Genomic DNA, 10,218 nt, shown 5'->3' with positions numbered 1-10,218 from the left:
AATTTCTTTCTATTCTTGAATGGGTAGCTGCCAAGAAATCTAAGCGTGTAGTTTATATTGATCGATGGTTTCCCAGTTCTAAGACTTGTTCTGAATGTGGCCATGTACTCAATGAACTGAAGTTAAAAGAGCGTCAATGGTCTTGTCCTTCATGTTCAACTAAGCATGATAGAGACTTAAATGCGGCTAGAAACATTAAATCAGTTGGGGCATCAACTGATTCGTTAGGCTTTAGTCAGACCGTCCCAGACTGCTATTGCTGTTTGACCGGAGAATCCCCGTACCTTCAGGTCGGGGAGTATGTCAATCTAAAAAGGGCTTTCTCAATATGATTATTCTCTCAGGGAGTGACAACAGGCTTTAATCTAAGGCTACGCTTGGCTTTGAGCCTTTAAGATGCCCAAAAAATCGCTGAGATTTTTTGGGCAAGTAACCCTCTAATCTGATGCTATGGTTATGCGATCGCGACCATTGAGTTGATGTTTTCAGCAAAATACCACCGAAAAAGGTCGCTATAGCGACCTTTGACCTGCCTTGTCACCCCTTGAGGATTATTCTTCCTGAAGATTTTACCCTGGGTTTGGCTTAAATTATACGGAAATTGCCCAAATAGTGGTCAGTTGGATGCAGATATCCCAACCTTGGGTTTTGAGTGTATACCTTACCAGTCGAGAATTAGGGAACCATTGCTACAATATCCTCACATTGGGTATTGTCCATCAGGGAGTGGCGATTTCCATGTTGTGGTGGATACCTCTCTTCATGATATTGCGCTTAATAAATACTCTCAGACAATTGCCTCAATAGAAACCAGTAAACAGTCGTACTGATTCTAATATTGGCTCCGATCATTTACCGTTGATTGCAGATTTAGCGATTTAAACTTAATATAGCAGAGAAGGAGTTGGTTAAGACAGTTAGGTTATTGTTTGAGGTAATAGGCAAGAGGCAATAGTCAATAGAAAATGTCCTAACTTTCCCTTTGTCTGCTATATCAATTTGAGAAGATGAGTCTGAGTCATTGAGAAGCAGCAGATGTCACTCCCGTCGCTAGGTTGACTTCTTGGAAAGATTTACTTCAGCTAAACCTAGATACTCTATCCCTTCTGGAGTGACAGAAAAGCGACAGGGGAGAATTTCTACTCCTTTGGCGATCGCCTGACGCAACAGCTCACCATAGACGAGATCGGCGCTATCCCCAGGGGAAAACTGCTCACAGTCCGCGCGATTAATGAAATAGAGCATCACCGCTCTTGCTTTTGGAGGAAGTTCCATTAACTCCCGTAAATGCTTTTGACCGCGATCGGTTACCGTATCGGGAAACAAGGCAACCTCATTTTTAGCCCAAGTGGTATTTTTAACTTCTACATAAATCGGCGGATCTCCAGTCAGGAGAAAATCCACGCGACTGCGCCGATCTTTGCCATAAACGACCTCAGTTTTCAGGGTTTCATAGTCTTTTAATTGGGAAAAAATTCGCTGCTCTAGAGCTAATTTAATGACTCGATTGGGTAAACTCGTATTCACCCCCACCCAAATCGGTTCAGGAGTTTGCAGTTGAATCATTTCCCAAGTGTAAGCCAACTTACGCTTGGGATTGTCATGATAGGATACTTGTACCGGAGCGCCAATTTCACAAACATCAGTCATCGGTCCTGTATTGGGACAATGGGCCGTAATCAACTCCCCAGTTTCCAATTCAATATCAGCTAAAAACCGTTTATAGCGACGTTTGAGGATACCTGGAAATAGGGGAGGATAGTGATATAAAAAAGATGACATTTCTAGAATTAACTGCACTTATCCATTGCGGCGATCGTCACATCGATATAAGGAGATTCTGCCCCGACTAAATCTGTCAAGATACGGGTAACAATATTAATCGCATCTCCTTTAGCAATAAAGAGATTAACTGTTTCTATCCATTGCTGATCGTGGGAGGGCAAAATCATACCATAGGAAATACAAGTTAGGGGTTCATTCGGTAAAAGACTGTATTGAGAAGAAGTTAATCCTTGTCTTTCGGCTTCTCCAACTAAGAGAATCCCATCACTGGCAAAGGCATCAATTGTTCCTCTCATAGCATCTCGAATAGCTTGTTGTCTGCCTTGATTTCCGGTATAAGATATTGGATCGGCGAGTTGATAGCGAATCTCAATAAATTTGCGTGTTAGAGTATCATCTAGAACCCCAATATCTAATCCTTCCAAAAATCCCGAAGGTTTGAACAAAATTCGAGTTTGAGGACGCATTAAAAAATAGGTTCCCGTAACGAAGAATTTGGTCGAAAATTCGGTTCCTTGAGGTGGAGTGGTGCTGATAGTATTCGGTCCACATTCTAGATGAACTCGTCCATCTCTGACACTGCGATATCGACCATTCGAGGAAGCTTCATTGAGGGTTGATTCAATGGTTTGCAATTCAATAGAGCGGTTGAATTGCTGTTCTAATTCTTCAGTAAAAGACTCCATCATCTCGATGCAAAGTCCTTCCCATTCTCCCGATTCTACATAGCCGAAAGGAGCTGCATCTTTACGAATGCCGACTTTTAAGGTTCCGGTGTTTTGAATTTCTTCCAGAATTTCTTGCGCTGGACTGGCTCCAGCAGTTGTTAACAGGATACCCAAGCTGGCGGCGATCGCAGTTATTTTTTTGAACATTACCGTTATTGATTGTCGGAATAAGCTGACGAGTAAGAATATCCCCAAATCCTCTTTTTGTCAATTGTGCGACAATACTTGAGTAGAGAGGAGAGTCAACCCTACCCATGATGGAGAGTTTACCGCCTTAGCCGGGCGCTTGGCGCCCGCTAGAATAAACTCGTAATTATCATCATCGGGCAAAAGACTCACAACTCCATTACAATCGGGGTGAATCTGGTTGCCTATTCCCTAGTGCGTAGCGATCGTCTATATGAGGTTATCTAATCATGAGCGAAACTGATACACCGAAAGAATCTACCGTAGTAGAAGTGGAAGTTAGCCCTGAAACCAAAGCCATGGTGGAAGAAGATGAGGGTCTAAAAAATGCTACAGAAACTGTTAAAAATGAGACTATGGCGCTGATTGAAGCCATTAAAACCAGGGCCCAGTCAGAACTTCATAAAGCTGGAAACTATACCTTAGAAACCTATCTCAGTTCAGTCAAGAAAGCAAAAACCAGCCTAGAAGAAGAACATTTATTTGATCCCGATCGGATTGAAAATTCCCTCAAACTTCTACAAAAAGATGCAGAGAAAAATTGGGACAATATTGTCAAGCAAGCCCAAGAATTTGGCGATCGCCTCTCGGAAGCGGCTAAGGCAGCTTGGGAAATTTTAACTGCTCCCCGCAGTCAAAGCGACGCTGAATCCAAAGATCCTAAATAAATACTCCTAACTCAGAGCATCTGAGAGATAACCTGCCGTGGCTTCCACCACGGCGATCGCATTTTCATACATCATCCGCGTTGGTCCCAAAACCCCCACACTCCCCACAGGAAGGGAACCACGAAAATAGGAAGAAGTCACTAGAGCGCAACTTTGCATCGGTTCCAAAGGATTTTCTGAGCCGATCCAAACCTGCACCCGACTACCTTTTTTTTCCCGATCGGGAACTTGAACAATGAGTGGCAATAATTGAGTGGGTTCTTCTTCGAGCAAATGAATTAAAGCTTGTACCTGATGCAGTTGGGAAAACTCCGGTTGTCGCAATAATTCTGCAACCCCACTCATCCAAATATCCGTATAAACAGAGGTCGCATGGTGCTGTTGAAACTGGTTCAAAACCTGGGTAAGCTGTTCTCCATAGCGTTCAAATTCACTATCTAATTCCGTCCAATCTAGATGCTCCAACTCCGTCAGTAACCGTCCTTTCAAATTATGGTTAAGAAAATTGGAGAGAACTTGCAATTCCCTGGCTACTTGTTCTAGGGTTTGGCTTTCTTCTTCTTCTGTCTTGGGTAAGTCAATAAAAGTAGAATGGGTTTGGTACGTATCGGTAACCAAAATTAGCATAGCGCGATAATGCGACCCATCACTGGCGCGATCGCTATCCACCGCCACTAATTGCAAATGATGCAACCGAGCATTCTGCGCTTGAGGCATAGTAATCAGAGTAATATAACCGCTTAAACTCGATAAAATTTGGGCGGCTGATTTAAAGAGGGCTTCTAAACTCCATTGCCAATTGAGCTTTTCTTGTAGCAAGCTTTCCACTTGTTTCCCTGTCTTAACATTTGGGGTCATCAAATGGTCTACATACCAGCGATAGCCGGAATCTGAAGGGACACGACCGGCTGAAGTATGGGGTTGATAGAGTAGCCCCGATTTATCTAAATAACTTAAACAAGAGCGAATGGTAGCCGTGCTTACAGAAAAATTATATTCTTCAACCAAAACTTTTGAACCTACGGGTTCGGCTGTGGCAACATAATGATTGACCGTTGCTTGTAAGACGCGCTTATGGCGATCGCTCAGTTTAAATTCTAAGTGCATTTGAGTGTATATCAGAAATATTATGGAATCGATAACCGATGTGTGCTGAAAATAACCAGGACGCTCATCGGTGGAAATTTTGATCTATAAGTCATAAGATAGCAAGAATTTGTCCATCCATCTTCTAGGATAGGGATTAGGGGAATAGGGGGATAGCATAACCCTCTTCTGTCACTCTCCAGTTTCTCCTAGCATTAGAAATTTCTGGAGCCAAGGTATAATGGATGATATGGAGTTTTGCGATCGCTTGCTATACTTCCATCCAGGACAGTCCATGAGACAAGCTGCCAGAGTAAAGCAATGGTGAAACCCTCAATTCTTGACCCTGCCGCTAGTTACAGCTTTAGCCAGTATAGTACCCTACCCTTTGATACCGCCGATATTCTAGCTGAATTCGGGGTTGCTATGGAGTCTACTTCTCTCCAACTTCCAGAGCAGCAACCCCTAGACCCCACCCCACTGACTGATGAATTGGCAGAAAATTTGGCGTTAGTCGATCCTACCTCAGAAATTGCTCGTCGAGAATCACTCATTTTCCCAGTGCTGAAAACCGTCTGCAAGTTTATCCAGTCACCCCTCAAGATTGAGTATTCGATCCGAGTCAGCAACCAACTCAAGGGAAATGTGGATTACTTCATTCCCACCCCTCAAAATCTCGTGATTATTGAAGCGAAAAATGCCGATCTTGGAAAAGGATTTACCCAACTTGCAGTAGAGAACTCATTGCCCTAGACCAGTGGATTGATGCCCCTGTAGACTATCTCTACGGAGCAGTTACGACAGGAGATACCTGGAAATTTGGTCTGTTTCATCGCCAGCAAAAGTTGATTCAAAAAGACATCAATACCTACGGTGTCCCCAATGACTTGGCTAAAGTTCTCGCGATCCTATTTGGTATTACGCTCCAAACACCCAGTACAAATTGACTGCGATTTATGTCCTGTTAGTCGTATTCATTTCCTTTTTAATCTGATGATTTTATAGCGCTGGGCTATAGTATTGACAAATATTGGAAAATGGCATGGATAGCTTGTTCGATGTCAAAGTTATAGCCAGAGGTAATCCCATTCTCCGACCCCATTCCCCATTCCCTAGCGCGCAGCGCTATACGATCGCCAAAAATCTCCCCCCAGCACTGAACCAGAGGGAGATGAACAAGACAATCAAGGATAAGAGCTAACTGGATTTAGACAAGGGGTTGATTATCGATCCGGCGTATTACGATTACAGAAGGTTTGGGAGGATCGTTCGGCCCTTTACCCGGCCAGTTAGACCCCAGAGGCACTACGCGCTTTTGCATGAACTCTTGGCCGTCAGTCGTCATCATAGAAAATTCACGGGTTTCTGATGCCATGTTTTTCCGCATTCCATACCGTTCTCCAGGGTGTTGAATCGCCAGAAATAAGGTTTTGCGATCTTCTGTGAAGAACGGGCCACAGGATTCGGTTTCCATAGGAGACAGGGCAAAGGGATAGGCTTCTCCTGCATGTTCACCAGAGAGGGGAAGATACCACATGGAGTTATTGCCGAAAATCCCCCGTAAATTGGATTGACTAATAAAGTTGCGTTGTTCATCTACCCGTCCACGGGGCACAGCTTTATTGTGTCTGGAGGTAGACATATCGGTAACCATCCAGAGGTTGCCCATGGAATCAAAATCCAGGTTATCGGGGTTAGAAAAGCCCATTCCGCCTTCGGTAGCTTCTCCACCCATGGCGAGATTGTCCCAACGGAAGGTCATGGCGGCGGGATCGTTGCTGGTTTCTTCGAGACGCATGATCCAGCCATGTTCGTGGCTTTCCCCTTTACTGTTGGAGAAGACGGCTTTATGGGCCCCGCCATCTCCGCCAGGGCTGCCGGAGGTGAAGGCGATGAAGAGTGCCCCATCTCCGGGACGGATCATGGTATCTTCGGGGCGAGCCGTACAGGTGGCTCCGGCAGCGTTGGCAGCGAAGTGAGCATCAATGAGGATGGCTCCTTGCACTTCTTCTGGGGTGTTGCCCTGGTAGAGGTCGCCCAGAGTACGGAATTTTTGCTTGAAGACGGCGATCGCCCCATCCTGTTCAATTTTCTCAAATCCGCCTTGGGTGCGATCGCGATGGGGTAGGGGAATCATGCCTCCATGATAATCGCTCGGTAGGTCAGGATTGACGGGAGTATCAGCTTTTAGGGGAATCCAAGACCCCGTTCCATCGCCATTAAATTTAGCCGCATAGAGCATTCCATCACTCAGTAGGCGGGAGTTGGCTTTATCTTGGGGATTACGCACCAGTCCTTTACTGACAAATTTGTAGACATGACCGCCCCGGCGATCACATCCTGAATAAACCACTAACGGCTTACCCGCTTCAGCTCGAATGCCTACCGCTTCATGGCGGAAGCGTCCTAACCAAGTATGCTTGGTTCCATAATCATTACCATTGGCTGGATCGACTTCTACCATCCAACCATACTTATTACCGGCTAACCCAAAGGGGTTGCCTTGACCCTCAAACTCATCTCGTTGAACGGGTTTTGCCTTGGGATGCAAAGAGGTACCATCAGCATAAACCCCTTCGGGGACAAAATTCTGGAAATTCTCTTCCGCGCTGAACACCGTACCCCAAGGACTGGTTCCCCCGGCACAGTTGTTAAATGTACCGATAATTTTATCGCTCAGAGTATCAATATAACCCATGCCATTGGTCTTGCGGAAAACAGACACGGCGGGGCCAGTGGCTTGCAGATAGTTTCCATCCTCTAAGCCAGAGATGCCGGTAATCCGGCGGTCTTGAGGGGAATAGGTTCTCACCCATTGCCCATTGGTCTCCCGACGCAGAGAAATCACCCCAATGCCTTGATCGATCAAGGTTTCCTTAAAGAAATCATAGAATTCAGCTTTCAAAGCGCGATCGTTCAACTCAAAGGCATTGATTCCGTCACTTCCAGCTTTGTCCAGTGCAGGCAGCACTTTGGAGGGCAGAGATTTACCCATCACCATCGGATAGGTTTGCTCCCAGGTAGGAACACTGACGTATTCAAAGTTAATGGTTAAAAACCCTGTGTCTGGCCCGGTGGGGACAAAGGAGAGATAATCATTGTTATATCCAAACCGAGAATTGCCTAGTTTGTCTCCCCAAGCTCCTATCACATCATAAGTGTATCCTTCAGGCAGCACCACATCATCGAGGACTTCATAGGTACTATACAAGGATTTTTGTTGCTCTGGCGATAGCCCTTGATAGGAGAGGGGACAAGGATATTTGACTGGATCGAACGTTAAGCCTAAAGCTTTAGATGAGGAGGCTGCGGTAGCTGAACTTCCAGGTACAGAAGCCGATCCGCCCTGCTGTCCCAAAGAACCACAGGCAACAGTTGTTGCAGTTGCTCCCAGGAATAATAAAAATTGTCTGCGTTGGAATGTCATCGTTAATGAGTTGAGTTGAGCGCTCAGTTTTTGACATTATGACTGTATCGATATTAGGTTAAGCTTTCGTTATTTCTAAGGAAATAACTCATTAATGTCAGTTGAGATTGAGCGATCGCTCGTGGCTAACGTGAGCAAAGTAAGAGATGTTTATAGCGCTACGTTTTAGGGTTAGGACAGTTCTAAATCCTATAACTCTTTCACCGTCTACTATTGCCTGTTGCCTGTTCCCTAGCGCTACGCCCTATAGAACTCATTGGTAACTTTCTGATAAAGTTCCAACACTAAAACTCAGACAATTGACTTAGAGCCAATTGTCTGAGCTAACTTTTTGATTCACTAGCTATCGTCTAGAAGCTTTCTAACGCAATTGCTCTAAATCAGCCATGAATGCATCGAAGGCTTCTTGAGTTTTGCCTAAATAATTGCCATCAGCCTCTAACTGATCTTTTAATTGTTGGGCAATTCCAATTAATCCTGCATCTTCGGACATATAAGCGCCTTTCATCTCAATCTCGCGCCAATATTCTTCTATAACACGGGTTCTCATTGTTTCATAGGTCTCAATTAGGGAAGCCTTGACTTTCCTTTGTTCGGTAGTCAGGTTTTCATACTCCAATTGACTAATTAATTCCGCTAATTCCGAAAGATGGCGGCGTACATTTTCCAAGCTCATAACAATGTCCCTTAATAAGATCGGAGAGTTTTGAGAGGTATCTTACCAGGTTCTTTGGAAGACCTCTGATACGTTACAAAGGTTAACACGTTTGCTCTCTTATCGCTCAATGATGAGATTCTCCAGATTAGAGGGAATCTTAGCGGCTTTAAGTAAGGGTTGTAGTCCTTCAAAGACGCGATCGCCAATAATCTCATGTCCATCAGCATTGGGATGTATGATATCATCTTGCCGATATCGCTCATCCCTGAGCAAGCCCTTGAGGATCTGAGGAATCAAATAGGCTTGTGTCTCCTGGGCTAATTCCTCAAACATGCGATCGTAACTATCTCCCACTATACCTACATTGATGCCTAAAATCACGGCGATCGCCCCCTGAGCTTGAATCTGAGTTACGATTTGGCGTAAATTCTCCTCAGTCTCCGTTTCGGGGATGCGTTGTAGATAGTCATTCCCTGACAACTCCACCATCACTAACCAGGGATTTTCATCCAATACATCGGTTTGCAGACGCGCTAACCCCATGGCTGTTGTATCTCCTGCAACGCCTTGATTGAGAATTGGCACATTCAACCGACGACTTAAAACAGTGGGAAAGGCTTGCTCTGGGTTTACTCCATAGCCAGAGGCAATGCTATTGCCTAAAACAATAATCTGTTCTCCTTGTCCGAGTTGCACATTTTTGACCTGGTTTACTGAGGAACTGCAACCAATGACGAGTCCCCAGGTAGTAAATAACAGGACAAGAAAAACGAGCGATCGCCGCACTCTGAGTTTTACGAACGGCAGTAGAATTAAACTCAGGATAAACGAGATCATAATTATCGGGAATCGATCTACATTCACTATTTACCTCAACGCTTTAATTGTGACACGACCATCCTCTACAGCTTGAATCTGTACATCGTAACCATAAAGTAAGCTCATGCCGACTAAGGGATCAGTTTCAGCCTCATTAACGGGAACGTTGCCGTATTCTCCATCCCAGATAACCTTGGCCGCATAAACCTCGAAAGTTGCTTCGCTGCCATCGCCTAATGTTCCGAGATCGATACCTGTCTAAGGCAAATTTAGGAGAACAATAATTTCACGCGGCAAACTCAGAAAACCTGTGTATCCCGTATCAATGACAGCATCAATCAGTTGCGTTTGATGATTTTCGTTGCTAACAACTAGAGGTACTGTTGCCTCGCAGTTCAGATTCACCACCTCCTGCATCATACTGGCTTTCTCAAACTCCGTGTGCCAAAGCGATGAACTGCTCGATGTCCAACGCGGACAATCCAAGGTTGGGCATCGGGAAGTCGCTCAAACAAGCGATCGGTTGCCGTCAAGATTTCATCGGCAACCTCAAATGCTCCAGTTTCGATATCGATCACCACAATTTTCCCATAATTTCCCTCTTCTACCTGGGGGCGCACCTGAGTTTCATACATTTCATCGCCCCGTCGTGCGAATTCTTCTTTACTGTAGCGGGGTTGTCGAACTGTCATTAGCTTAACCTCGGTTTCAGCAGTCTCTCTCCATTTTAACAGTTCGCCGAGTGACATATAGTCCGATCCAGGGAATGTGCTTCTCTATTACAATACCTTCGCCAATTTGCTCAGGAAGCGTTAGAAACAGAAGTCTTGTGAATGCGGCCTAAAGAGCTAATGCGTGTAA

General features: G+C 44.9%; 11 protein-coding genes and 1 pseudogene. 4 read left to right on the top strand and 8 right to left on the bottom strand.

What is annotated here, in order from left to right; translation table 11 throughout:
- A partial coding sequence (locus J7529_RS23535) for a transposase (protein ID WP_318730998.1) occupies positions 1-332 on the top strand: 332 nt, incomplete at its 5' end.
- Between the two features lie 292 nt (positions 333-624).
- Positions 625-807 (top strand): hypothetical protein, encoded by a 183-nt coding sequence (locus tag J7529_RS23530; RefSeq protein WP_318730997.1) that lies wholly within the window; start codon positions 625-627, stop codon positions 805-807.
- Positions 808-1,050: 243 nt separating this feature from the next.
- Here J7529_RS23530 and sfsA read toward each other — a convergent pair whose 3' ends face one another.
- Positions 1,051-1,782 (bottom strand): DNA/RNA nuclease SfsA, encoded by a 732-nt coding sequence (gene sfsA / locus J7529_RS23525; RefSeq protein ID WP_318730996.1) that lies wholly within the window; start codon positions 1,780-1,782, stop codon positions 1,051-1,053.
- 8 nt (positions 1,783-1,790) lie between these two features.
- A complete protein-coding gene (locus J7529_RS23520; RefSeq protein ID WP_318730995.1) occupies positions 1,791-2,660 on the bottom strand; it encodes a transporter substrate-binding domain-containing protein in 870 nt (289 codons plus the stop codon).
- Between the two features lie 269 nt (positions 2,661-2,929).
- On the opposite strand from J7529_RS23520, the gene J7529_RS23515 reads away from it, so the two are divergent.
- Positions 2,930-3,367: a hypothetical protein gene (locus J7529_RS23515; protein ID WP_271943306.1), complete on the top strand. Its 438-nt coding sequence runs from the start codon at positions 2,930-2,932 to the stop codon at positions 3,365-3,367.
- 6 nt (positions 3,368-3,373) lie between these two features.
- Here J7529_RS23515 and hrcA read toward each other — a convergent pair whose 3' ends face one another.
- Positions 3,374-4,474, bottom strand: coding sequence for a heat-inducible transcriptional repressor HrcA (gene hrcA / locus J7529_RS23510; protein WP_318730994.1), 1,101 nt, complete (start codon positions 4,472-4,474; stop codon positions 3,374-3,376).
- A 300-nt stretch (positions 4,475-4,774) separates the two neighbouring features.
- On the opposite strand from hrcA, the gene J7529_RS23505 reads away from it, so the two are divergent.
- Positions 4,775-5,206 (top strand): hypothetical protein, encoded by a 432-nt coding sequence (locus J7529_RS23505; RefSeq protein ID WP_318730993.1) that lies wholly within the window; start codon positions 4,775-4,777, stop codon positions 5,204-5,206.
- A 454-nt stretch (positions 5,207-5,660) separates the two neighbouring features.
- Here the strand turns inward: J7529_RS23505 and J7529_RS23500 are convergent, their stop codons facing one another.
- The 5 genes and pseudogenes from J7529_RS23500 to J7529_RS23480 form a co-directional block, all read right to left on the bottom strand.
- On the bottom strand, positions 5,661-7,880 hold the full coding sequence (locus J7529_RS23500) for a PhoX family protein (RefSeq protein WP_318730992.1): 2,220 nt from the start codon (positions 7,878-7,880) through the stop codon (positions 5,661-5,663).
- Between the two features lie 361 nt (positions 7,881-8,241).
- Positions 8,242-8,556 carry a hypothetical protein gene (locus tag J7529_RS23495; RefSeq protein WP_271943321.1) on the bottom strand — a complete coding sequence of 105 codons (315 nt, stop codon included), beginning with the start codon at positions 8,554-8,556 and terminating at the stop codon, positions 8,242-8,244.
- Positions 8,557-8,655: 99 nt separating this feature from the next.
- The gene (locus J7529_RS23490) at positions 8,656-9,375 is read right to left on the bottom strand and encodes a GDSL-type esterase/lipase family protein (RefSeq protein ID WP_318730991.1); all 720 of its coding nucleotides are present in this window, start codon (positions 9,373-9,375) and stop codon (positions 8,656-8,658) included.
- A gap of 30 nt (positions 9,376-9,405) precedes the next feature.
- Positions 9,406-9,777 (bottom strand): annotated as a pseudogene (locus J7529_RS24935) (clan AA aspartic protease).
- Positions 9,774-10,049: a hypothetical protein gene (locus J7529_RS23480; protein WP_318730989.1), complete on the bottom strand. Its 276-nt coding sequence runs from the start codon at positions 10,047-10,049 to the stop codon at positions 9,774-9,776. The pseudogene J7529_RS24935 and the gene J7529_RS23480 overlap by 4 nt, the downstream one beginning before the upstream one ends.
- Positions 10,050-10,218: the final 169 nt, after the last annotated feature.

The organism is Roseofilum sp. Guam, assembly GCF_017746735.1.
Lineage (GTDB): Bacteria > Cyanobacteriota > Cyanobacteriia > Cyanobacteriales > Desertifilaceae > Roseofilum > Roseofilum reptotaenium.
This window is presented reverse-complemented; position numbering and strand designations above follow the sequence as displayed.

Coding starts and splice junctions, on each gene's coding strand:
- J7529_RS23530 (WP_318730997.1), top strand. CDS start 625: ATGCAGATATCCCAACCTTGGGTTTTGAGTGTATACCTTACCAGTCGA.
- sfsA (WP_318730996.1), bottom strand. CDS start 1,782: ATGTCATCTTTTTTATATCACTATCCTCCCCTATTTCCAGGTATCCTC.
- J7529_RS23520 (WP_318730995.1), bottom strand. CDS start 2,660: ATGTTCAAAAAAATAACTGCGATCGCCGCCAGCTTGGGTATCCTGTTA.
- J7529_RS23515 (WP_271943306.1), top strand. CDS start 2,930: ATGAGCGAAACTGATACACCGAAAGAATCTACCGTAGTAGAAGTGGAA.
- hrcA (WP_318730994.1), bottom strand. CDS start 4,474: ATGCACTTAGAATTTAAACTGAGCGATCGCCATAAGCGCGTCTTACAA.
- J7529_RS23505 (WP_318730993.1), top strand. CDS start 4,775: ATGGTGAAACCCTCAATTCTTGACCCTGCCGCTAGTTACAGCTTTAGC.
- J7529_RS23500 (WP_318730992.1), bottom strand. CDS start 7,880: ATGACATTCCAACGCAGACAATTTTTATTATTCCTGGGAGCAACTGCA.
- J7529_RS23495 (WP_271943321.1), bottom strand. CDS start 8,556: ATGAGCTTGGAAAATGTACGCCGCCATCTTTCGGAATTAGCGGAATTA.
- J7529_RS23490 (WP_318730991.1), bottom strand. CDS start 9,375: ATGATCTCGTTTATCCTGAGTTTAATTCTACTGCCGTTCGTAAAACTC.
- J7529_RS23480 (WP_318730989.1), bottom strand. CDS start 10,049: ATGACAGTTCGACAACCCCGCTACAGTAAAGAAGAATTCGCACGACGG.